Here is a 22,007-nt window from a genome sequence, read left to right as displayed (position 1 = left end):
TCGTGCTGGTGGCCTGCTCCGGCGGCGCGGACTCCATGGCGCTCGCCTCCGCCCTCGCCTTCGAAGCCTCCCGCGCCGGCGTGCGCGCCGGCGGCGTCACCGTCGACCACGGCCTCCAGCCCGGCTCCGACCTCCGCGCCCGCGAGGTCGCCGAGCGGATGACCGCCCTCGGCCTCGACCCGGTGGACGTCGTCCCGGTCGACGTGGGCCGCGTCGGCGGCCCCGAGGCCGCCGCCCGCTCCGCCCGCTACGCCGCACTCGACGCCACCGCCGAGCGTCACCGCGCCGTGGCCGTGCTCCTCGGCCATACCCGCGACGACCAGGCGGAAACCGTGCTCCTCGGCCTGGCCCGCGGCTCAGGCACCCGCTCGCTCGCCGGCATGGCGGCCGTCTCGGGCAGCATCACCGGCGTCCCCGAGGCCGCACTCCGCTACCGTCGCCCGTTCCTCGCCATCGACCGGCAGACCACCCGCAAGGCGTGCCTGGTGCAGTCGCTGCCCGTCTGGGACGACCCGCACAACACCGACCCCTCCTACACCCGCTCCCGGGTCCGCCACGAGGCGCTGCCCGCGCTGGAGAAGGCCCTGGGCCGCGGCGTGGTCGAGGCGCTCGCCCGCACCGCGCAGCTCTCCAGGGACGACGCCGACGCCCTCGACGCCTGGGCGCGGGACGCGGAGCGCGCCGCCACCCGTCCCGACGGCACGCTGGACGTCGCGGAGCTGAGCGCCCTCCCGCCCGCCGTGCGGCGCAGGGTGCTGCGCCGGGCCGCCATCGCGGCCGGCGCTCCTGCGGGCTCGCTGTTCGCCCGCCACATCGAGGAGACGGACCGGCTGATCACCGCCTGGCACGGCCAGCGCCCGCTGAATCTGCCGGGCCGCGTCGAGGCCAGGAGGCAGGGTGGCAGACTGGTCCTCCAGCAGGCGAGTCGGTAGGCGCGTCGAGGGCCGAGTCAGCACGGACCCGCGCGGCCAGCGAGCCAGACCCGGAAGAGCGGACGAGCCGGAAGAGAGCAGTGGCGCGGGTGCGAGAGACGGACCTGGGGGCCGACCTGGAGTCGGTGCTCATCACCAAGGAAGAGATCGATGCCAAGCTCGAGGAGCTGGCCGCCAAGATCGACGCGGCGTACGCCGACAAGGAGCTCCTGCTGGTGGGGGTCCTGAAGGGCGCGGTGATGGTCATGGCCGACCTCGCCCGCGCCCTCTCGTCGCCGGTCACCATGGACTGGATGGCGGTGTCGTCCTACGGCGCCGGCACCCAGTCCTCAGGCGTGGTGCGGATCCTCAAGGACCTCGACGTCGACATCAAGGGCCGGCACGTTCTGATCGTCGAGGACATCATCGACTCGGGGCTCACCCTCTCGTGGCTCCTGTCGAACCTGGGGTCCAGGGAGCCGGCCTCCATCCGGGTCTGCACGCTGCTGCGCAAGCCCGACGCGGCCAAGGTCGACATCGACGTCGAGTGGGTCGGTTTCGACATTCCCAACGAGTTCGTGGTCGGATACGGCCTCGACTACGCGGAGAAGTACCGCAATCTGCCCTTCGTCGGCACCCTGGCCCCGCACGTCTACAGCGACTAGCGGCAACCGGGGACCAGCGGGACCGGAACGCAGGGGATGGCCGGGAACACCGGTTCATCCCCTACCGTTGGATGAAGACAAGGACACCGCGCGCACAGCAGATCCCATCCGGGCGCTGTGCCTAGATGTGGCAGGAGGGACGGGGCCACGTCGCCCCGTATGGATAGACGTGAAGCGCTATTTCCGTGGGCCAGTGATGTGGATCGTGCTGGCCGTCCTCGCCGTAATTCTGCTGATGCAGGTGTTCAGCTCTTCCGAGGGCTACAAGAGGGTGGACACCGGCGAGGTCGTACAGGCGATCAGCCAGAACCATGTGCAGTCCGCCGAGCTCACCACCGGCGACGAGCAGATGATCCGGGTCGAGCTCAAGAGCGGCCAGGAGATCGAGGGCAGCAACCGGGTCCAGGCGAGCTACATCGACGGGCAGGGCGAGGATCTGGCCTCGATGCTGCAGTCGAAGTTCCAGGACGACCAGCTGCCCGACGGGTACACCGTCTCCCCGAAGTCGCAGAACCCCTTCGTGGGCATGCTGCTGTCGATCCTGCCGTTCCTGCTGATCATCATCGTGTTCCTGTTCCTGATGAACCAGATGCAGGGCGGCGGCTCCCGAGTGATGAACTTCGGGAAGTCCAAGGCCAAGCTGATCACCAAGGACACGCCGAAGACCACCTTCGCCGACGTGGCCGGCTCGGACGAGGCCGTGGAGGAGCTCCAGGAGATCAAGGAGTTCCTGCAGGAGCCCGCGAAGTTCCAGGCCGTCGGCGCCAAGATCCCCAAGGGCGTGCTGCTCTACGGTCCGCCCGGCACCGGTAAGACGCTGCTCGCGCGCGCCGTGGCCGGCGAGGCCGGGGTCCCGTTCTACTCGATCTCCGGTTCCGACTTCGTCGAGATGTTCGTCGGCGTCGGCGCCTCCCGGGTGCGCGACCTGTTCGAGCAGGCCAAGGCCAACGCGCCGGCCATCGTCTTCGTGGACGAGATCGACGCCGTCGGCCGCCACCGCGGCGCCGGCATGGGCGGCGGTCACGACGAGCGGGAGCAGACGCTCAACCAGCTGCTGGTCGAGATGGACGGCTTCGACGTCAAGGGCGGCGTGATCCTGATCGCCGCCACCAACCGCCCCGACATCCTCGACCCGGCGCTGCTGCGTCCCGGCCGCTTCGACCGGCAGATCGCGGTGGACCGGCCCGACATGCAGGGCCGCCTCGAGATCCTCAAGGTGCACCAGAAGGGCAAGCCGGTCGCGCCCGACGTCGACCTGGCGGCCGTCGCCCGGCGCACCCCCGGCTTCACTGGTGCCGATCTGAACAACGTGCTCAACGAGGCGGCGCTGCTCGCCGCGCGGGGCAACGCGAAGCTGATCGACAACAAGTTCCTCGACGAGGCCATCGACCGCGTGGTCGCCGGCCCGCAGAAGCGCACCCGGATCATGAGCCAGAAGGAGAAGATGATCACCGCGTACCACGAGGGCGGGCACGCCCTGGTCGCGGCGGCCTCTCCCAACAGTGACCCGGTGCACAAGGTGACGATCCTCTCCCGCGGCCGTGCCCTGGGCTACACCATGGTGCTGCCGGAGGAGGACAAGTACTCCACCACGCGGAACGAGATGCTGGACCGGCTGGCCTACATGATGGGCGGCCGGGCGGCCGAGGAGCTGGTCTTCCACGACCCGACCACGGGCGCCGGGGACGACATCGAGAAGGCCACCGCCACGGCGCGGGCGATGGTCACCCAGTACGGCATGACCGAGAAGCTCGGGGCCATCAAGTTCGGCACCGACAACTCCGAGCCCTTCCTTGGCAAGGAGATGGGCCACCAGCGCGACTACTCGGAGGAGGTCGCCGGGCTGGTCGACGAGGAGGTCAAGAAGCTCATCGAGACCGCGCACAACGAGGCGTGGGAGATCCTGGTGGAGAACCGGGACGTGCTGGACAACCTGGTGCTCGCGCTGCTGGAGAAGGAGACCCTCAACAAGGAGGAGCTGGCGGAGGTCTTCGCCGGCGTCGTGAAGCGCCCGGCCCGCCCGGCGTGGACCGGCTCCACCCGCCGCACGCCCTCCACCAGGCCGCCGGTCACCTTCCCGGTGAAGGAGATCAACCTGGCGAACGGGAGCCTGGAGAAGGCCACCCCGCCGCTGGAGGACCAGCGCACCGAGGACTGACTCGGGACCCTCTCGGACCTTGGTACCGGAATGTCCCTCCGCGCCCCTCACGTTCTATCGTGAGGGGCGCGGCCGTGTGTACAGGTACGGTGCGCGCCGTGACCAAGGAACGAGGAACGCTATGACCGACCCGGTGACGTTGCCTGACCAGGCGTCCGGGCCTGGACCCATCGGCGAGTTCGACGAGAAGCGCGCCGAGAGCGCCGTCCGCGAGCTCCTGATCGCGGTCGGCGAGGATCCGGACCGGGAGGGGCTGCGCGACACCCCGGCGCGGGTGGCGCGGGCCTACCGGGAGATATTCGCCGGTCTGTGGCAGCGCCCGGAGGACGTGCTGACCACGACGTTCGACCTTGGCCACGACGAGATGGTGCTGGTCAAGGACATCGAGGTGCTGTCGTCCTGCGAGCACCACCTGGTGCCGTTCGTGGGGTACGCGCACATCGGCTACATCCCGTCCGCGAGCGGCAAGATCACCGGTCTCTCCAAGCTGGCTCGGCTGGTCGACGTGTTCGCGCGGCGGCCGCAGGTGCAGGAGCGGCTGACCACCCAGATCGCCGACTCGCTGATGCGGATCCTGGAGCCGCGCGGGGTGATCGTGGTGGTGGAGTGCGAGCACATGTGCATGACGATGCGCGGGGTGCGGAAGCCGGGGGCCAAGACGACCACCTCGGCGGTGCGGGGTCAGCTGCGGGACGCGGCCACCCGCGCCGAGGCGATGAGCCTCATCCTGGCCCGCTAGGCCCTCGCCGGGCCGGGCTCTGGCCGCGCGCCGGGGCCCCGGCCCTGGCGGGCCGGCCGGCGCGGCGATGTGTCCGTCAACGGTTTCGCGGCCTTCGGCCGGGGGCCTTGGGGGCGTGGCTCTGGCGGTGTCAGCGGCTCTCGCGGGCGTCGTCGAGCGCGCCGGCCGGTTCGCGGTCGTGGATGTCGGCCTCGGGCTCGTCGCGGGCTGGCTCGCGCCGGTTCCTGGCCGGCGAGGCCGGCCCGCCGAAGAAGTCGAAGCGGCTTGGCTGCCGCGACGGCGCCTCGCGCGCCGCCGTGCCGTCCGGTGCAGGGAGCGCCGGCACGTCCCGGCGCGCGGTGCCCGCCTGCGGTGGGACCGGCCGCGGGGGCGCCTCGGCCGGCTGCTCGGAGACGGGCTCGCGCCGTGGCTCGGCTCCCCGCAGGGGAAGGCGTTGGCGGGCCGCGTTGCGGGAGAGGCGGCCGAGTGCCTCATACGCCTGGAGGTAGGTCAGTCGGGTAGGGGCGCCGGCGGCGGTGCGGTGGTCGGTGGGCTCCGAGGTGAGCTCCCTGGCCGGCTCGGCGGCCTCAAGGGCGAGCCGCCTGCGGCCTTCGAGCGCCTTGGCGCGCTCGCTCTCCGCGGTGGCGTAGCGGCGCAGCAGGTCGGCGTGCTCCGAGCGGAGCCGGCCGAGGTCGGCCCGTTTGCCGCGGATCTTCTCCTCCAACTGGGCGACGAGCTCCTGGGCCTCTTCGAGCTCGGCCTGCCGCTCGTCGACCTGCCAGCTCATCCCGGCCTTGGCGGCCCGCTCCCTGGCGACCTGCCGCCCGGCCTCCAGGTCCCAGCGACGCAGCAGCGCGGCGGCCGTCACCCCGGCGAACGCGGCCAGGGTGGCGAGCACCCGCGGTCCCTGGCCGCCGACCAGCCAGGCCAGCGCCGCGCACAGCAGCGCGGAGCCGCCGAGGGCGGTGGGGATCAACACCCGGTGCAGTGCCGCGTTGCGGTGACGTCCACGTGCCATGGTCGAAACTTACCGTGACGCGGTCGACGCGTGGGAGGGCACCCGGGTGGTTGTGGCCGGCCGGTTACCAAGCCGGTTCCGCCGCCGCCCGGCCGCCCCGCCGGGTGCCTTCCGACCGTCCGTCAGCTACCGAGCAGGCCCTGCTCCTCGAGGTAGTCGGCGGCCACGTCGCCCGCGGTGCGACGCTCGGCGTCGACCTGTCGGTTGAGCTCGATCAGGTCATCGGTGGTGAGCGTCTCGGTGAGGCGGTTCAGGGTTTCGGCGATCTGCTCGTCGCCCGCGGTCTCGCTGTTGAGCACCGGCAGCAGGTTGTCGGCGAGTTGGAGGTTGCGGTCGTCCTCGAGCAGCACGAGACCGAAGTCCTCGAGCGTGGCGTCGGTGGTGGTGGTCAGGACCATGTCGTCCTGCCCGTCCGCGACGGCCTGCTTGGCCTGGACGGTGCCGACGCCGCGCGGGTCGATCTCGGTGATGTCGATGCCGTAGGTCTCCTCGAGGCCCGGCTGACAGAAGGGCCGTTCCGCGCACTCGTCGCCGGCCGCCAGCCGAATCGGGAGGCCAGACTCGCCGAGGTCGGAGAGGGTCGTCAGGTCGTGTTCCGCGGCGAACTCCTCGGTGACGGCGAAGGCGTTCTGGTCGGCGGCCTCGCCGGCGTCGAGGACCGTGAGGCCGAGCGGCTCGGCGAGTTCGCGCAGCGCGGTGACGGTCTCCTCGACGTCGGGGCTGGCGACGGGCTCCGCGTCCGCGCCGTTGACCTTGGCGTTGAGGAACTCGGCCAGGGTGGCGGCGTACTCGGGCACGATGTCGATGCCGCCGCTCTCCAGCTCGGGCTCGTAGATCTCGCGGCTGTCCACGGTGGTGACGGTGGTGGAGTAGCCGGCGTCGGCGAGGATCCGCGCGTAGAGCTCGGCCATGATGGTGGCCTCGGTGAAGTTGGCGCCGCCGATGGTGAGGGAGTCGCCTGAGCTCTGCTCGCCTCCGCCTCCACCGTTGTCGCCCTCGGACTCCAGGCTGTCTCCGCCGCCGCAGGCGGCCAGGGTCAGGGCCATGGTGAGGCCGGTCAGGCCGGTGGCGGCGCGTCGGATCGTGCGGTTCACGGGAACTCCCTTGGTCGGAGGGCAGGTCATTCGGCGACTTCGGCGGCCGGTTCCTTGGCGCGGGTGGTGGTGGCCGGCGCGAGCGCGTCCGCCGGCCAGTCCTCGCCCTGCCCGGCGCCGGCCGCCGCCGGGCGGTTACGACGGTCGCTCGCGCGCCGCCGGCGCGCCGGGGCGAGGGCGCGCTGCAGCAGGGCGAGCGCCCCTTCGACGGCCAGCGCCAGCACGGCGACCAGCACCGCGCCCGCGACCACCTGGGCCGTGCGGTAGTTGGCGAAGCCGGCGGTGATGATCCGGCCGAGGCCCCCGCCGCCGGGCAGCGCGGCCAGTGTGGCGGTGGCGACGATCTGCACGGCCGCCGTGCGAACGCCCGTCATGATCAGCGGGAACGCCAGCGGCAGTTCGACGCGCGTCAACAGCTGCCAGCCGGACATCCCGAGGCCACGGGCGGCGCCCACCACGTCCCGGTCGGCCTCCGAGACGCCCACGTAGGCGTTGGTCAGCAGCGGCGGCACGGCGAACAGCACCAGCGCGACGATCACCGGCAGGTCGCCGTGGCGTCCGAGCGGGCCGATGGTGAGCAGCACCAGCACGGCGAAGGTGGGCACCGCGCGCCCCACGTTGGAGATGTTGATCGCCAGCGCGCCGCCGATCCGGTGGCCGCCGCCGTGGCCGAGGGCGCAGGCGAGCGGCAGCGCGATGGCGCAGGAGACGGCGAGGCAGACGCCGGTGAGGTAGAGGTGTTCGACGAGCCGGTGGAACACGCCGGCGTCGCCCGACCAGTTCGCGTCGGTGGTGAGCCAGGTCCACGCGTCGGGGATCACGCCCATCTCAGATCGCCTCTCTCGGGTCGAGCACCGCGTCCGGCCGTGGCGCGTGCGTGGCGGCCCGGCCACCGCCGGCCGCTCTGGTCCAGGGCGTCAACAGGCGCTGCGCGGCGAGCAGCAGCAGGTCGGCCACGACGGCGAGCAGCACGCACAGCACGGAGGCGGTGAGCACCTGCGCCTTGAAGTAGCTGTTCATGCCGCTGTGGATGAGGTTGCCGAGGCCGCCGTGGCCGACGATGGCGCCGACCGTGGTCAGCGAGACGGCGGAGACCGTAGCGATGCGCACCCCGGCCATCAGGGCGGGCAGGGCGAGCGGCAGTTCGACGCCGAACAGCAGCCGCCAGCGGCCGTAGCCAAGGCCGCGGGCCGCGTCCCTGGTCTCGGTCGGGACCGACTCGAGCCCGGTGAGGATGTTGCGGACCAGGACGGTGAGCGAGTAGAGCACCAGGCCGCAGATCACCACCGAGGCGGAGAGCCCGAACACCGGCAGCAGCAGCGCGTACATGGCGAGCGAGGGGATCGTGTAGAGCACGGTGGTCAGGCCGAGGATCGAGCCGGCGGCCGGCCGCCAGCGGCGGGCGAGCAGGGCCAGCGGGAAGGCGACCAGGATGGCGATGCCGACCGAGGTGGTGGCGATCACGACGTGTTCCAGGGTGGCGTTGGTCAGCTCCTGGCCGCGGCTGCGGACGTACTCCCCGCAGATCCACTCGTTCGCGGCCAGGCAGTTCTCGGCGGTCACCGCACTCATGTGCAAGCACCCTAGCCCGAAAACCTGACAGACTGATGAACATGTTGCGGTTCGACCACGTCTCCAAGCGGTACCCGGACGGCACCCTCGCCGTGGACGACCTCCATCTGGAGATCGCCGAGGGCGAGCTCGTCACGCTTGTCGGCCCCTCGGGCTGCGGCAAGACCACCACGATGCGGCTGGTCAACCGCCTGGAGGAGCCGACCTTCGGCCGGCTGCTGCTCGGCGGCGAGGACATCGCCTCCCAGGACCCGGTGCGGCTGCGCCGCCGGATCGGCTACGTCATCCAGCAGGTCGGCCTCTTCCCACACCGCACCGTGCTGGACAACGCCGCCGCCGTGCCGCTGTTGCTCGGCCGGCGGCGGAGCGAGGCGCGCCGGCGCGCCGCCGAACTGCTCGAACTCGTGGGCCTCGACCCGGCGGTGTACGGCGGCCGTTACCCGGACCAGCTCTCCGGCGGGCAGCGGCAGCGGGTCGGGGTGGCCAGGGCGCTCGCCGCCGACCCCCCGGTGCTCCTGATGGACGAGCCGTTCGGCGCCGTCGACCCCGTGGTGCGGGAGCGGCTGCAGAACGAGTTCCTGCGGCTCCAGGCGGAGATGCGCAAGACCGTGCTGTTCGTCACCCACGACGTGGAGGAGGCGGTGCGGCTCGGCGACCGGATGGCGGTCTTCGGGCAGGGCCGGGTCGAGCAGTTCGACACGCCGGCCACCGTCCTCGGCGCGCCCGCCAACGAGCACGTCGCCGCGTTCGTCGGCAGCGACCGCGGGCTCAAGCGGCTCTCGGTGACGCCGGTCGAGAAGGGCGACCTGGAGCGCCCGCCGGTGGTGCACCTCGCCGACCCGATGTCGCGGGCCGCGTCCCTGATGCGCGCCGACGGGGTGCGCTGGGCCGTGGTCCTCGACGAGCGCGAGGCGCTGCACGGCTGGGTGCCGATACCGGACGAGGGCGGCGCGGACGTGGTCGGCCCGGTCGCCGGCTACGCGCGCCGGATGGACGCCTGGCTGCCGCTCGGCGCCTCGCTCAAGCGGGCGTTCAGCACCATGCTCCAGTACGACGCGGGCTGGATCGCCGTGCTCGACCCGACCGACGACGACCGCTTCCTCGGCGTGCTCACCCCCACCGCGCTGCACGAGGCGCTGCGCCGCTCGATCGACGCGGACGCGCGCGCCGTGTCCCGCTCGGCCGTCGCCCTGGACGCGGTCAGCGGCGTCTGAGTCAGCTCAGGCCCGGTGCCCTATCGGGCCAGGGCCGCCGCCCGGACCGTCCTCGTCGCCGTCCCTGAGCCGGCAGACGCGCTCCAGGAACAGCGCCGCCGCGATCACCGCGAGGCCGGCGATCACCGCGAGCCCGGCGTAGAGCGCCTGCTCGCGCCGGTTCGACACCTCCATCCGGTACATCAGCAGGAAAAGACCGAACCCGCCGTACCCACCGGCCACCAGCGCCGACACCAGCGCGCTCGCCTGGCCGAAGACCACGGCGCGCGCCGCCATCATCCGGTCCACCGGCCTGGCGCCGGGCCGCCGCTCGCGCTGGGCGCGCAGCCTGGACCGCAGCGACAGCGTGGTGGCCAGCAGCACGATCGCGATCAACGCCAGGATGACCGGCGCGAGCAACGGCACCGCGGGCAGCGTGTTGTCCAGGGAGTCCCACAGTCCGGCGAGCGCCCAGGAGAGCGCCGCCGCGGCGAGGAACAGTCCGGCCAGGGTGCGGATCCGCAGTTGGTTCATGGCGGTGAGCTTCGGTCCCAATCAGTCCGGCGGGCTGGCTTCCGAGCGGGTCTCTAGTCGGGCAGCACCAGGGCGAGGTCGGGGCGCGCGACGACGCCCCGCGTGCCGACCGCGGTCAGCAGCATGGACACCGGGCCACGCCCCGGCACCTCGGCGCCCGGGTCGACATCGTGCCACGGCACGAGCACGAACGCCCGCTCGTGGGCCCGGGGGTGGGGAAGCGTGAGCGCCGGGTCGTCGGAGACCACGCCCTGGTAGGCCACGATGTCCACGTCGATGGTGCGCGGTCCCCAACGGGTGTCGCGCGCCCGGTGGAACGCCTCCTCGATGGCGTGCGCCCGCTCGAGCAGCGAGCCGGGCGGCAGCGTCGTCTTCACGATCACCACCGCGTTGAAGTAGGTGGGCTGGGAGCCGGGTTCCACTCCCCACGGCTCGGTCTCGTAGACCGGCGACACGGCCTTCACCCGCACCCCTGGGGTGTCCTCGAGCGCGTCGATCGCGCCCTGCAGGGTCTCCAGGCGGTTGCCGAGGTTGCTGCCGAGCGAGATGACGGCCCGTTGGGGGTTGTGCAGGGTCGAGTCCGCGGCGTCGACCTGCTGGACGACGGAGGCGGGTACCGGCTGGACGGTCGGGTCGGGGGATGAAGCGGGGGTGCTGGAGGTCATGCTCGGCTCCGCTTGATGGTGATGGTCACGTCGTCGAAGGGGACGGCGATGGGCGCCTGCGGTTTGTGCACGGTGACCTCCGCCCACCCCACCGGGGGGTGTGCCAGGCACCGGTCGGCGATCCGCTGGGCCAGCGTCTCCACCAGGTCGCAGGGCTCGCCCGCGACCACCGCGGTGACCTCCTCGGCCAGCACGCCGTAGTCGACCGTCCTGGCCAGCTCGTCCGCGGCCGCGGCGGCGCGGGTGTCGACGCCGAGCCTGACGTCGACCACGAAGGTCTGGCCCTCGGCGCGCTCGTGCGGCAGGACCCCGTGGTAGCCCCTGGCGCGCAGGCCGTGCAGGGCGATCTCGTCCACGGCGTCACTCCCTCTCGCTTCTCGGTGCACGATGCCAAGGGCATGAAACCCCTCCGAGGCGTTCGAATCTACCCGCGAGGGGCGAACATCATGGGGCACCGGGGGGCTCGGCCCGATGGCGCCCCGGGTACCGGGACGGCGCGGCACGAGGTCGGTTTTCGGCCCACGGTGGCGGGCGGTCAGCCCCTACCCTTGACGCATGAGCATCTCGTACGGCCACGTGACCGGACTGCCCAGCTGGGACCGCTGCGCGGTCATGGGGGTGGTCAACGTCACACCGGACTCCTTCTCGGACGGCGGGCGATGGTTCGACGCCGAGTCGGCGGTGAAACGTGGCCTCGACCTGGTGGCCGAGGGCGCCGACCTGGTCGACGTGGGCGGTGAGTCGACCCGTCCGGGCGCGACCCGGGTGGACGAGCCGGAGGAGCTGCGGCGGGTCATCCCGGTGGTGCGCGAGCTGGCGCGCGAGGGCGTGGTCGTCAGCGTGGACACGATGCGGGCCAGCGTGGCGGAGCGGGCCGTGGCGGCCGGCGCCCGGCTGGTCAACGACGTCAGCGGCGGGCGCGCCGACCCCCGGATGGTGCCGGTGGTCGCCGACGCCGGGGTGCCGTTCGTGGTGATGCACTGGCGGGGCCAGAGCATCGACATGAACGAGCGCGCCGTCTACGGGGACGTGGTCGCTGAGGTGGTGGCCGAGCTGCGGGAGAGCGTGGCGCGCGCGGTCGAGGGCGGCATCACCGCCGACCGTCTCGTCGTCGACCCCGGGCTCGGCTTCGCCAAGCGCGCCCAGCACGACCTGGCGCTGGTCGCGGCGATCGGCCGGCTGCGCGCCGAGCTTGGCCTGCCGCTGCTGGTGGCGGCCTCCCGCAAGCGGTTCATCGGCCGGGTGCTGGCCGGGCCGCACGCCGATCCACCGCCGGCGCGGGAGCGGGACGCGGCCACCGTCGCCGTCACCGCGCTCGCCGCCCGGGACGGCGCGTGGGCGGTGCGGGTGCACGAGGTGCGGGCCAGCGCCGACGCGGTGCGGGTGGCGCGAGCCGTCGAGGCGGCGGGGGAGGGGGCGGCGTGAGCGGAGCCGGCACCGACATCGAGGCGGTGGCCGCCGCCAACACCGCGCTGTACGACGCGCTGGAGCGCGGCGACCTGGACGCGATGGCCGAGCGCTGGCTCGACGAGGGCGTCAGCGTGGTGCACCCCGGCTGGCCGGTGATCAGCGGGCGCGGCGAGGTGATGCGCTCCTACGCGCTGATCATGGCCAACACCGAGTACATCCAGTTCTTCCTGACCGACGTCGAGGTGTCGGTGCAGGGCGACACGGCGCTGGTGACCTGCACGGAGAACATCCTGAGCGGCGGCCCGGCCGAGGCCGACGGCTCGGCCGGGCCGCTGGTCGGCGGCATGGTGGTGGCCACCAACATCTTCCGGCGTACCGAGGACGGCGCCTGGAAGGTCTGGGCGCACCACGGCTCTCCCGTGCTGCTCGACCAGGAGGACGACGAGGACGAGGAGTCCGAGGACGACGCCGAGGGCGGCGAGGGTCAGCCGGGCGGCACGACGATCGGCTGAGGCGGCTCTCGGGCCGGCGGTCTGGCCGGTCAGCGGATCAGCGGGTGAGCCAGCGTTCCGGCGCCGCGGCCCGCCGGCCGAGCCTGGAGCGCTCGGCCTGCGCCGCCACCTGGGCCGCCGCGTACCCGGCGTCCTGCAGCCGGGCGCTGGCCGTGCCGTCCGCGCCGTGGTCCACGTGGATGTGGGCCAGGCCGAGCCGCTGCGTCCACGGGCCCTGGGTCATCCTGACGCTCTGCACCTTGGCGTGCGGCACCAGCGAGTGGACGCGCCGCAGCCGGCCGCGCCGCGCCACGAACACAGCCCCGGTCACGCCGTGCCCGTAGCCGACCCGGCCGACCGGGAAGATCCAGCGGGCCCTGCCGGGCGCCGCCCGCACGGCGGCCAGCGCCGCACCGAGGTCGACCTCGGGCAGGATCCGGCCGACCAGCGCGGCGGCCGTCGCCCGGGTGGCGACAGGCACGAGCAGCCCGCCCTCGTTCCCCCCGCCGGCCACGTCGAGCTCGACCCGCACCCAGCCGCGCCGCCGCCACAGCAGCGGCTCCACCAGGCGCACCGCCTGCACCCTGCCGGGCGGCACCGTGGCGTGGTCGCGCTGCAGCAGGCCGTGGTCGAGCCGCAGCCCGTCAGGGGACTCGCTCACCGTCCAGCCGTACTGGGTGAGGAAGGCGCCCACGCTCGTCTGCCACGCGCCCGCGAGCAGCGGAAGGCCGGCGAGCCCAGCGGCCACCAGGTTGTCGGTGCCCCACCAGACGAGCCCGGTAACGGCGAGCGCGAACACCAGCAGCCCCCAGCCGGTGCCGAGCAGCGTCAGCGACCCGACCAACGTCCTGGTGTCCACCTGGTCCAGCTCGCGGGCCGGCGCCTCGCCGGCGGTGGTCGCGGCCTCGGGGGCGATGCCGGCGGCCCTGGCGAGCAGCTCGGCGCGCAGCCGGAGGGCCTCGGCCTCGCCCAGGTACGCCAACTCGTCGGCGGCGCCCGAGCCGACCACGTCCATCTTGAGCTTGGCCACGCCGAGCACCCTGGCCAGCATGGGCCGGGTGACGTCGACGGCCTGGATGCGGTCGAGGCGCAGGTGGGCGGTGCGGCGGAAGAGTAGCCCGGTGCGGATGCGCAGCTCGGTGTCGGTGACCAGGTAGCGGGTGACGCGCCAGGAGAGGTAGCCGTAGCCGGCGGCGCACAGCACCAGCGCGAGCAGCAGCGCCAGCAGCCTGACCAGGCCGAGCGAGCTGGTCCAGTCGTCGAGGTTCTGGATGTTGTTCGCCGCGATGGCGCCGAGGCCGGCGAGCGGGGCCCAGGTGCGGCGCCAGGGCGTCACCGGGTGCAGCCGGTGGCCCGCGCCGGCGGGTATCTCCCCGGTCTCCTCGGGCGGTTCCTCCGGCGGTCCCTCCGGTGACTTCGGCGAAGGCTCCCCCGGCGGTTCCCCGGCCGCGCCGCTCACGGTGGGCCGCCGCTCACAGCCCGGCCGAGCGGGCCTCGCCCAGCTCGGTGAGCCGGTCCCGCAGCCGCTCGGCCTCGGTCGGCGGCAGCCCGGGGATGGTGGCGTCGGTGGCGGCGGCCGCCGTGTGCAGCTGCAGCGTGGCGAGGCCGAACCTGCGCTCCAGCGGGCCCGAGGTGACCTCGACCAGTTGCATCCGGCCGTAGGGCACGACGGTCAACTGCCGCCACAGCACGCCGCGTCTGATCAGCAGGTCGTCGTCGCGCTCCTGGTAACCCCACGAACGCCAGTTGCGGGCCAGGGCGCCCCAGCCCCAGAGCGTGGCGCCGGCCGGCACCGCCGCGAGCAGCGCCCAGGGGCCGCCGGCGAGCAGCGCGAGGAGGACGGCGAGGGCGAGGGTGGGCGGCGCGAGCCAGCCGACGAGCAGCAGCCGCCGCATGCGCAGCAGGGCGGCGGCCACCGGCCGCCAGGTGTCGCCGGTCCCCCAGGCCGCCTCCGCCGTGGCCGGCCCCTCAGCCACCGTGTTCATACAGGCATCTTAGAGGGGCGGCGCGCGGCGGGGAGGGGTGAAAGACTGACCCGCATGACGGAGACGGTCATCGGAGTGGGCGGCGCCGCCGAGAGCACCGACATGGTGCTCAACATCGGCCCCCAGCACCCCTCGACGCACGGGGTGCTGCGGCTGCGTCTGGTGCTCGACGGCGAGCGGATCTCGCGGGCCGAGCCGGTCGTCGGCTACATGCACCGGGGCGCTGAGAAGCTCTTCGAGGCGCGTGACTACCGGCAGATCATCGTGCTGGCCAACCGGCACGACTGGCTGTCCGCGTTCTCCAACGAGCTGGGCGTGGTGCTGGCCGTGGAGCGGATGCTCGGCATGGAGGTGCCGGAGCGCGCCGTGTGGCTGCGCACCCTGCTCGCCGAGCTGAACCGGGTGCTCAACCACCTGATGTTCCTCGGCTCCTACCCGCTCGAGCTCGGTGGCATCACGCCGATGTTCTACGCCTTCACCGAGCGGGAGAGCCTGCAGCAGGTGATGGAGGAGGTCTCGGGCGGCCGGATGCACTACATGTTCAACCGGGTCGGCGGCCTCAAGGAGGAGCTGCCCGAGGGCTGGTCGGAGCGCGCCAGGGCGGCGGTGGCCGCGGCGCGCTCCGGGATGACCAGGCTGGACGAGCTCGTTGTCGGCAACGAGGTGTTCCGGGCCCGCACCAGGGGCGTCGGGGTGCTGCGTCCCGAGACGGCGCACGCCTACGGGATCTCCGGGCCCATCGCGCGGGGCAGCGGCGTCGACTTCGACCTGCGCCGGGACGAGCCGTACCTGGCGTACGGGGAGTTGGGCGGCGTGCTACGGGTGGTGACCAGGGAGGCGGGGGACTGCCTGGCCAGGTTCGAGGTGCTGCTCGACCAGGCGAAGAACGCGCTCGACCTCGCGGACGCCTGCCTCGACCGGCTCGCCGAGCTGCCGCCGGGGCCCGTCAACCAGCGGCTGCCGAAGGTGCTCAAGGCGCCGGAGGGCGCCACCTACGCCTGGACCGAGAACCCGCTGGGCATCAACGGCTACTACCTGGTGTCCAAGGGCGAGAAGACGCCCTACCGACTGAAGCTGCGGTCCGCATCGTTCAACAACATCCAGGCGCTGAGCGCGCTGCTGCCCGGCACGCTGGTGGCCGACATGGTGGCGATCCTCGGCTCCTTCTTCTTCGTGGTCGGCGACATCGACAAGTGACGTCGGCAAGCGACGTCGACAGGTGAGCCGTCCCGTCGGGTGCCTCAGGCCAGCGGATCGGGGATGCCCACCGGCTCGACGAGCCAGCTGAAGCCGCCGAGCCCCGCCGGGTGGGTCAGTTCCGCGGCCTCGCCGGCCCTGGCGAGCCGCCGCAGATAGCCGGCCGGGTCGCGGGTCGCCAACTCGAGCGGGGGACGCGCGCCGTCCACGCCGAGCGCGCGCAACGCGTCGCGCTGGGGCAGCAGCCGCCCGCCCGCGCCGGCGCAGGCGTCGAGCGCCACATGGGCGGTCAGGTCGCAACCGCCGTCCGGCACCGGGCGTACCTCGCGGCCGTCCCGATAGCCGGTGAGGGTGCCGAGCGGCGGCCGGCGGTCGCGGGTGTGCGCGTAGTCCACGGCCACCGCGAGGCCGCGCGCGAGGCTGGAGCGCGCGGCGGCCCAGGCCAGGTCGCGCGGCAGCCCGATCTCGGCGCGCGTGCCGGGCGGCGCGCCGTCCAGCGGCCACCAGCGGCGCAGCCAGTCGGCGTCCGCGCCGGTCACCGGCGGGCCGAGCCGCTCGGCCCCGGCCCCGTCGACCAGCACGTAGCGCGCCACCCCGGTCCCGTCGACCTCGGCCACGTCGAGCGGCACGTTGTCCAGCCACTCGTTGGCGAACAGCAGCCCCGCCGCGCCCGCGGGCGGCGCGGCCCGCCAGGCCACCCGGTGGTCGAGCCCCGGCGGGCGCGGCGCCCGTTCCACCGCGTACGCCCGCAGCCGCCCGGCCGGCTCGGGCGGCAGCGCGGCCAGCACCCCGGCGGCCAGCTCGCCCCGCCCCGCCCCGACGTCGACCAGCGCTAGCGCCGGCGGCCGGCCGAGCGCCTCGTCCACCCGGAGCAGCAGTTCGGCCACCGCGCCGGCGAAGAGCGCGGAGGCGTGCACGGCCGTGCGGAAGTGCGCCGCCGGCGCCTCGCGCACGAAGAAGCCCCCCGGGCCGTACAGCGCGCGCTCCGTCGCCGCCCGCCAGCCCTCGGCCCGGACGTCGGGGGCGCCCTCCGGGATACCACTCACACGCATCATCCACCTTGAGGAGTAGTTGACGGCTTCATGTATCGGCCGACGGGTTGACTCCCGAGCCGCACACAGTGCCTACGCTGGGTTACGTGAACCGGCTCTACGACTTCATCCGCCGCCACCCCACGTGGGTGGACGGCTGTTGGGCGCTCGTGCCGGTGTTCATGTCGATCGTCGTCCTCACCGCCCCGGGGGTCGGCGTCTACGGGGGCGACCCGTGGGCCGCGCTGTTCGCCACGCTGGCCTCCGGCACGGTGATCGCGCTGCGCCGCCGTGTCCCGGAGTGGATGCTCGTCCTCGCGCTCGCGGTCGGCGCCTTCCAACTGCTGACCGACGTCCGCCCGCTGCCGGCGAACTTCGCGTTCCTCGCCATCGCCTTCACCGTCGCCTCCCGTCCCAAGCGCTGGCCCTCCCGGGTCGCGCTCGCCATGTGCCTGACCACGCCCACCATCACCGCGCTGCGCTGGCCCGAGGACCATGGAGGCTCGAGCCTCGCCAACATCATCGTCGGCACCGTCTTCCTCACCATCGCCTTCCTGCTCGCCTGGGTGCTCGGGGACTCGCTGCGCACCCGCCGCGCCTACTACGCCGAGCTCGAGGAGCGCGCCAACCGGCTTGAGCAGGAGCGTGAGACCCAGGCCAGGATGGCGGTCGCCGCCGAGCGCGCCCGCATAGCCCGCGAGCTCCACGACGTCGTCGCGCACAACGTCTCGGTCATGGTCGTGCAGGCGGACGGCGCCGCCTACGTCCTGGACACCGCCCCCGAGCAGACGCGCAACGCGCTCCACACCATCTCGGGCACCGGCCGGCAGGCCCTCACCGAGATGCGCCGCCTGCTCGGCGTGCTGCGCGGCGAGGACGGCCAGGTCACCGGCCAGGACTACGTCCCCCAGCCCGGCGTCGAGCAGCTGGCCGACCTGGTGGACCAGGTCAGGGGCACCGGGCTGCCCGTCGACTTCCGGATCGAGGGCACCCCGAGGCCGCTGCCCAGCGGCGTCGAGCTCACCGCCTACCGCATCGTCCAGGAGGCCCTGACCAACACCCGCAAGCACGGCGGGCCCCACGTCGGAGCCACCGTCCGGCTCTCCTACGATCCGGACGCGCTGACGGTGCTCGCCGAGGACGACGGGCGCGGCGCCCAGCGCGAGCTGTACGAGGAGCGCGGCGCCGACGGGCGGGGCCAGGGGCTCATCGGCATGCGGGAGCGGGTAGGCATGGTCGGCGGGGTGTTGATCGCCGGACCCCGCCCGGGCGGCGGCTTCCGCATCAGCGCCACGCTCCCGCTGGCCGGCGACGCGGCGCGGTGAGGAAGAGACGCGAGTGACGAGGGGGAGCGACCGATGACGATCCGCGTGATGCTGGTGGACGACCAGGTGCTGCTGCGCACCGGGTTCAAGATGGTGCTCGCCGCCCAGCCCGACATGGAGGTGGTGGCCGAGGCGGGCGACGGCGTCGAGGCCGTCGAGGTGCTGCGGAGCACCGCGGTCGACGTCGTCCTGATGGACGTCAGGATGCCCAGGCTCGACGGCGTGGAGGCCACCCGCCGCATCTGCCAGGGCGGCGCCGGCGGTCCCGGCCAGCCCAAGGTGCTCATCCTCACCACCTTCGACCTCGACGAATACGCCTTCTCCGGGCTGAAGGCCGGCGCCGCCGGGTTCATGCTCAAGGACGTGCCGCCCGACGAACTGCTCACCGCCATCCGCGCGGTGCACAGCGGGGACGCGGTGGTCGCCCCCTCCACCACCCGCCGGCTCCTCGACCGTTTCGTCTCCCTGCTCCCCACGGCCGACGCGACCCCGCACCCCGAGCTCGGCCTGCTCACCGACCGGGAGCGGGAGGTCCTGATGCTCATCGCGCAGGGTCTCTCCAACGGCGAGATCGCCGCCAGGCTCGTCGTCTCCGAGGCCACCGTGAAGACCCATGTCGGGCGCATCCTCGGCAAGTTGGGGCTGCGTGACCGGGTGCAGGCCGTGGTCCTCGCCTACGAGACGGGGCTCGTGCGCGCCGGCGGGCGCTGACGACCGGCCCCAACCGGCGGCCGCGCGCCGTAGCATGGCCTCGTCGTCCGGTACCCACCACAGGGACCGGAACGCCTGAGTCGAAAGAGGCACCCCCCGTCGTGAACGCCAACGCCCCCCGGAGCACCGAGGCGCGGAACAGACCCGCGCGGCTCCGCGTCGGCGTGGTGGGCGCCGGCCGGGTCGGCCCCGCGCTGGCCGCCGCGCTCGCCCTGGCCGGCCACCAGCCGGTGGCCGCTTCCGGCGTCTCCGACGTCTCCCGCAGGCGGGCCGAGGAGCTGCTGCCCGGGGTGCCGCTCGTCGCCCCCGACGAGGTGCTGGCCCGCGCCGACCTGGTGCTGCTGACCGTGCCGGACGACGCGCTGCCGGGACTCGTCGCCGGCCTGGTCGAGACGGGCGCGGTGCGCCCCGGCCAGCTCCTCGCGCACTGCTCTGGACGGTACGGCACGGGCGTGCTCGACCCCGCGCTGCGGGCCGGCGCGCTCCCGCTCGCCCTGCACCCGGTGATGACGTTCACCGGCACCGCCGTCGACGTGCCCCGGCTCGCCGGCTGCTCGTTCGGCGTCACCGCGCCCGCGGAGCTGCGGCTCGCCGCCGAGGCGCTGGTCATCGAGATGGGCGGCGAGCCGGAGTGGATCGAGGAGAAGGACCGCCCGCTCTACCACGCGGCCCTGGCCATCGGCGCCAACCACCTGGTCACCCTCGTCGCCCAGTCGCTCGAACTGCTGCGCCTCGCCGGCGTCGGCGCCCCCGACCGGATGCTCGGCCCGCTGCTCGGCGCCGCCCTGGACAACGCGTTGCGCTCGGGCGACGCCGCCCTCACCGGACCTGTGGCGCGCGGCGACGCCGGCACCGTGGCCGCCCACCTCGCCGAGCTGCGCGCCCACGCGCCGCACGCGTTGGCCGGCTATCTCGCGATGGCCCGCACCACGGCCGACCGCGCCCTCGACCACGGGCTGCTCAAGCCGGAGCTGGCCGAGGCGCTGCTCGGCGTCCTGGCGGACGGCGCCGAGGGCGCAGGACCCGCCAAGGGAGGAGAGGGATGACCGGGAAGTCGGGGATACCCGTCGCACATGACGCCAAGGAGCTGCACCGGCTCTACACACCGGGCGCGCCACGAGCCGTGGTCATGACCATGGGCGCGCTGCACGAGGGTCACGCCGCCAACATCCGGGCGGCCCGTGAGCTGCTCGGACCCGGCGGGCAGCTGGTCGTCACCGTCTACGTCAACCCGCTGCAGTTCGGCCCCACCGAGGACTTCGAGCGCTACCCGCGCACCCTCGACGCCGACGTCGCGCTGGCCGCCGAGGCCGGCGCCGACCTCGTCTTCGCGCCAGACGACGCCGAGATGTACCCCCATGGCGCCCCCGGCGTTCGGGTCGTCGCGGGCGAGCTCGGCGAGCGCCTGGAGGGCGCCTCCCGCCCCGGCCACTTCGACGGTGTGCTGACCGTCGTCGCCAAGCTGCTCCACCTCACCCGGCCCGACCACGCCTTCTTCGGCGAGAAGGACGCCCAGCAGCTGGCTCTGGTCCGCCGCATGGTCCGGGACCTCGACTTCCCCGTCGAGATCGTCGCCACCCCCACCGTCCGCGACCCCGACGGCCTCGCCCGCTCCAGCCGCAACCGCTACCTGACGGCCGCCGAGCGCGCCTCCGCCCTCTCCCTCAGCCGCGCCCTGGCGGCCGGCGCCGCCGCCGCCCCGCGCGGCCCGGCCGCCGTCCGCACCGCCGCCCGCGAGGTGCTGGTCGCCGAATCCGGCATCCACCTCGACTACATGGTGCTGGTCGGCCCGCTCGACTTCCTCGACGTGCCCGACGACCACACCGGCGAGGCCGTGCTCGCCATCGCCGCCCGCGTCGGCACGACCCGGCTCATCGACAACGCTCGCCTCGTCCTGGAGGCGGACCGGTGAGCGCCGTGCGCGCGGCCGCCGGGCCGCACCCGACCACGGCGCGTGCGGATCGCCGCACGCGCGGAGAAGCGAACGAAACGAGGCACAGATGACCGCCGCGCTGGCCGCGCCCGTCGCCGGCTGGGCCATCGAGGCCGAGGTCGTCGTCGTGGGCTCGGGCGTCGCCGGGCTCACCGTCGCGCTGCGCTGCGCCGCCGCCGGCCGCCGCACCGTCATCGTCACCAAGGCCAGGCTCGACGCCGGCTCCACCCGCTGGGCCCAGGGCGGCATCGCCGCCGCCCTCGGCGAGGGCGACACCCCAGAGCAGCACCTCGCCGACACCCTGGTCGCCGGCGCCGGTCTCTGCGACGAGGACGCGGTGCGCGCCCTGGTGACCGAGGGCCCAGGCGCCGTGCGCCGGCTGATCGCGCTCGGCGCCCGCTTCGACACCGACGAGGCCGGCGCCCTCGCCCTCACCCGCGAGGGCGGCCACCACCGGCGCCGCATCGCGCACGCCGGCGGCGACGCCACCGGCGCCGAGATATCGCGCGCCCTGGTCGCCGCCGTCCGCGCCGCCGGCATCAGGACCGTGGAGAACGCGCTCGCCCTCGAGCTCCTCAAGGACGCCGCGGGCCGCGCCGCCGGCATCACCCTGCACGTGATGGGCGAGGGCCGGCACGACGGCGTCGGCGCCGTGCACGCCCCGGCCGTGGTGCTGGCCACCGGCGGCATGGGCCAGATCTTCTCGGCCACCACCAACCCGGCCGTCTCCACCGGCGACGGCGTCGCCATCGCGCTGCGCGCCGGCGCCGAGGTCTCCGACATCGAGTTCGTGCAGTTCCACCCCACCGTCCTCTACCTGGGCCCGGGCACGGAGGGCCAGCAGCCGCTGATCTCCGAGGCGGTGCGCGGCGAGGGCGCCCACCTGGTGGACGCGGCCGGCGAGCGGTTCATGGTCGGCCAGCACGAGCTGGCCGAGCTCGCGCCGCGTGACATCGTCGCCAAGGCCATCACCCGGCGGATGCGCGAGCGGGGCGCCGACCACATGTACCTGGACACGCGTCACTTCGGCGCCGCCATGTGGGCGCGGCGGTTCCCCACCATCCTGGCCGCCTGCCAGGCCCACGGCATCGACCCGGTGACCGAGCCGATCCCCGTCGCGCCCGGCCCCCACTTCGCCTCCGGCGGCGTCCGCACCGACCTGGCGGGGCGCACCACCGTGCCCGGGCTCTACGCCTGCGGCGAGACCGCCTGCACCGGCGTGCACGGCGCCAACCGGCTGGCCTCCAACTCGCTCCTCGAGGGTCTGGTCTTCGCCGAGCGCATCGCCGCCGCCGTCGTCGCCGAGCCCCGCGCCACCGCGCCCGCCCCCTCAGACCCCGTCGCCGCGCCGGCGCCCTGCCCGCTGCCGCCGCCCGAGGCACGCACCGTCATCCAG

Annotated in this window: 23 protein-coding genes; 13 read left to right on the top strand and 10 right to left on the bottom strand. The window is 73.8% G+C overall.

Annotated elements, in window-relative coordinates:
- The 4 genes from tilS to folE all read left to right on the top strand — a co-directional run.
- Positions 1-932: tRNA lysidine(34) synthetase TilS (gene tilS / locus E1265_RS15290; RefSeq protein WP_132930849.1), on the top strand; the 932-nt coding region annotated here is incomplete at its 5' end.
- Positions 933-1,021: 89 nt separating this feature from the next.
- The gene (hpt, locus tag E1265_RS15285) at positions 1,022-1,576 is read left to right on the top strand and encodes a hypoxanthine phosphoribosyltransferase (protein WP_132930848.1); all 555 of its coding nucleotides are present in this window, start codon (positions 1,022-1,024) and stop codon (positions 1,574-1,576) included.
- A 163-nt stretch (positions 1,577-1,739) separates the two neighbouring features.
- Positions 1,740-3,734 carry an ATP-dependent zinc metalloprotease FtsH gene (ftsH, locus tag E1265_RS15280; protein WP_132930855.1) on the top strand — a complete coding sequence of 665 codons (1,995 nt, stop codon included), beginning with the start codon at positions 1,740-1,742 and terminating at the stop codon, positions 3,732-3,734.
- A gap of 121 nt (positions 3,735-3,855) precedes the next feature.
- A complete protein-coding gene (folE, locus tag E1265_RS15275; RefSeq protein ID WP_132930847.1) occupies positions 3,856-4,473 on the top strand; it encodes a GTP cyclohydrolase I FolE in 618 nt (205 codons plus the stop codon).
- 130 nt (positions 4,474-4,603) lie between these two features.
- On the opposite strand, the gene E1265_RS15270 is transcribed toward folE, so the two are convergent.
- From E1265_RS15270 to E1265_RS15255, 4 genes are all read right to left on the bottom strand, one after another.
- Complete coding sequence (locus tag E1265_RS15270; protein WP_132930846.1) at positions 4,604-5,470, bottom strand: hypothetical protein; 867 nt, start codon at positions 5,468-5,470, stop codon at positions 4,604-4,606.
- 122 nt (positions 5,471-5,592) lie between these two features.
- Positions 5,593-6,516 (bottom strand): ABC transporter substrate-binding protein, encoded by a 924-nt coding sequence (locus E1265_RS15265; protein ID WP_243740808.1) that lies wholly within the window; start codon positions 6,514-6,516, stop codon positions 5,593-5,595.
- A 74-nt stretch (positions 6,517-6,590) separates the two neighbouring features.
- Entirely contained in the window at positions 6,591-7,391 is an 801-nt protein-coding gene (locus tag E1265_RS15260; protein ID WP_132930844.1) for an ABC transporter permease subunit, read from the bottom strand.
- A gap of 1 nt (position 7,392) precedes the next feature.
- Complete coding sequence (locus tag E1265_RS15255) at positions 7,393-8,127, bottom strand: ABC transporter permease (RefSeq protein WP_132930854.1); 735 nt, start codon at positions 8,125-8,127, stop codon at positions 7,393-7,395.
- 50 nt (positions 8,128-8,177) lie between these two features.
- Here E1265_RS15255 and E1265_RS15250 point away from each other — a divergent pair, with 50 nt between their 5' ends.
- A complete protein-coding gene (locus E1265_RS15250) occupies positions 8,178-9,350 on the top strand; it encodes an ATP-binding cassette domain-containing protein (protein WP_132930843.1) in 1,173 nt (390 codons plus the stop codon).
- Between the two features lie 6 nt (positions 9,351-9,356).
- On the opposite strand, the gene E1265_RS15245 is transcribed toward E1265_RS15250, so the two are convergent.
- From E1265_RS15245 to folB, 3 genes are read right to left on the bottom strand one after another with little or no spacing between them, the layout of a single operon-like run.
- Positions 9,357-9,863 (bottom strand): DUF3180 domain-containing protein, encoded by a 507-nt coding sequence (locus E1265_RS15245; protein WP_132930842.1) that lies wholly within the window; start codon positions 9,861-9,863, stop codon positions 9,357-9,359.
- 53 nt (positions 9,864-9,916) lie between these two features.
- Complete coding sequence (gene folK, locus E1265_RS15240; protein ID WP_132930841.1) at positions 9,917-10,528, bottom strand: 2-amino-4-hydroxy-6-hydroxymethyldihydropteridine diphosphokinase; 612 nt, start codon at positions 10,526-10,528, stop codon at positions 9,917-9,919.
- Positions 10,525-10,884: a dihydroneopterin aldolase gene (gene folB, locus E1265_RS15235; protein ID WP_132930840.1), complete on the bottom strand. Its 360-nt coding sequence runs from the start codon at positions 10,882-10,884 to the stop codon at positions 10,525-10,527. The genes folK and folB overlap by 4 nt, the downstream gene beginning before the upstream one ends.
- A 220-nt stretch (positions 10,885-11,104) precedes the next feature.
- On the opposite strand from folB, the gene folP reads away from it, so the two are divergent.
- Both folP and E1265_RS15225 read left to right on the top strand, forming a co-directional pair.
- Positions 11,105-11,953 carry a dihydropteroate synthase gene (gene folP, locus E1265_RS15230; RefSeq protein ID WP_132930852.1) on the top strand — a complete coding sequence of 283 codons (849 nt, stop codon included), beginning with the start codon at positions 11,105-11,107 and terminating at the stop codon, positions 11,951-11,953.
- Positions 11,950-12,450 carry a nuclear transport factor 2 family protein gene (locus E1265_RS15225; RefSeq protein ID WP_132930839.1) on the top strand — a complete coding sequence of 167 codons (501 nt, stop codon included), beginning with the start codon at positions 11,950-11,952 and terminating at the stop codon, positions 12,448-12,450. Before folP ends, E1265_RS15225 begins: the two co-directional genes overlap by 4 nt.
- A gap of 37 nt (positions 12,451-12,487) precedes the next feature.
- Here E1265_RS15225 and E1265_RS15220 read toward each other — a convergent pair whose 3' ends face one another.
- Together E1265_RS15220 and E1265_RS15215 are read right to left on the bottom strand one after the other, a co-directional pair.
- On the bottom strand, positions 12,488-13,888 hold the full coding sequence (locus tag E1265_RS15220) for a PH domain-containing protein (RefSeq protein ID WP_165953756.1): 1,401 nt from the start codon (positions 13,886-13,888) through the stop codon (positions 12,488-12,490).
- Positions 13,889-13,901: 13 nt separating this feature from the next.
- A complete protein-coding gene (locus tag E1265_RS15215) occupies positions 13,902-14,324 on the bottom strand; it encodes a PH domain-containing protein (RefSeq protein ID WP_243740806.1) in 423 nt (140 codons plus the stop codon).
- 135 nt (positions 14,325-14,459) lie between these two features.
- On the opposite strand from E1265_RS15215, the gene E1265_RS15210 reads away from it, so the two are divergent.
- Positions 14,460-15,611 carry an NADH-quinone oxidoreductase subunit D gene (locus E1265_RS15210; RefSeq protein WP_132930850.1) on the top strand — a complete coding sequence of 384 codons (1,152 nt, stop codon included), beginning with the start codon at positions 14,460-14,462 and terminating at the stop codon, positions 15,609-15,611.
- A gap of 44 nt (positions 15,612-15,655) precedes the next feature.
- On the opposite strand, the gene E1265_RS15205 is transcribed toward E1265_RS15210, so the two are convergent.
- On the bottom strand, positions 15,656-16,657 hold the full coding sequence (locus tag E1265_RS15205; protein WP_243740805.1) for an SAM-dependent methyltransferase: 1,002 nt from the start codon (positions 16,655-16,657) through the stop codon (positions 15,656-15,658).
- Between the two features lie 92 nt (positions 16,658-16,749).
- Here E1265_RS15205 and E1265_RS15200 point away from each other — a divergent pair, with 92 nt between their 5' ends.
- From E1265_RS15200 to E1265_RS15180, 5 genes are all read left to right on the top strand, one after another.
- Entirely contained in the window at positions 16,750-17,967 is a 1,218-nt protein-coding gene (locus tag E1265_RS15200) for a sensor histidine kinase (protein ID WP_132930837.1), read from the top strand.
- 33 nt (positions 17,968-18,000) lie between these two features.
- Positions 18,001-18,678: a response regulator transcription factor gene (locus E1265_RS15195; RefSeq protein WP_132930836.1), complete on the top strand. Its 678-nt coding sequence runs from the start codon at positions 18,001-18,003 to the stop codon at positions 18,676-18,678.
- A 101-nt stretch (positions 18,679-18,779) separates the two neighbouring features.
- Positions 18,780-19,724, top strand: a complete 945-nt coding sequence (locus tag E1265_RS15190; protein WP_132930835.1) for a DUF2520 domain-containing protein — start codon at positions 18,780-18,782, stop codon at positions 19,722-19,724.
- Positions 19,721-20,590 (top strand): pantoate--beta-alanine ligase, encoded by an 870-nt coding sequence (gene panC, locus E1265_RS15185; RefSeq protein ID WP_132930834.1) that lies wholly within the window; start codon positions 19,721-19,723, stop codon positions 20,588-20,590. The genes E1265_RS15190 and panC overlap by 4 nt, the downstream gene beginning before the upstream one ends.
- Before the next feature lie 88 nt (positions 20,591-20,678).
- Positions 20,679-22,007: L-aspartate oxidase (locus tag E1265_RS15180; RefSeq protein ID WP_132930833.1), on the top strand; the 1,329-nt coding region annotated here is incomplete at its 3' end.

It is taken from the genome of Streptomyces sp. 8K308 (assembly GCF_004348315.1).
Taxonomy (GTDB): Bacteria; Actinomycetota; Actinomycetes; order Streptomycetales; family Streptomycetaceae; genus Streptomyces.
This window is presented reverse-complemented; position numbering and strand designations above follow the sequence as displayed.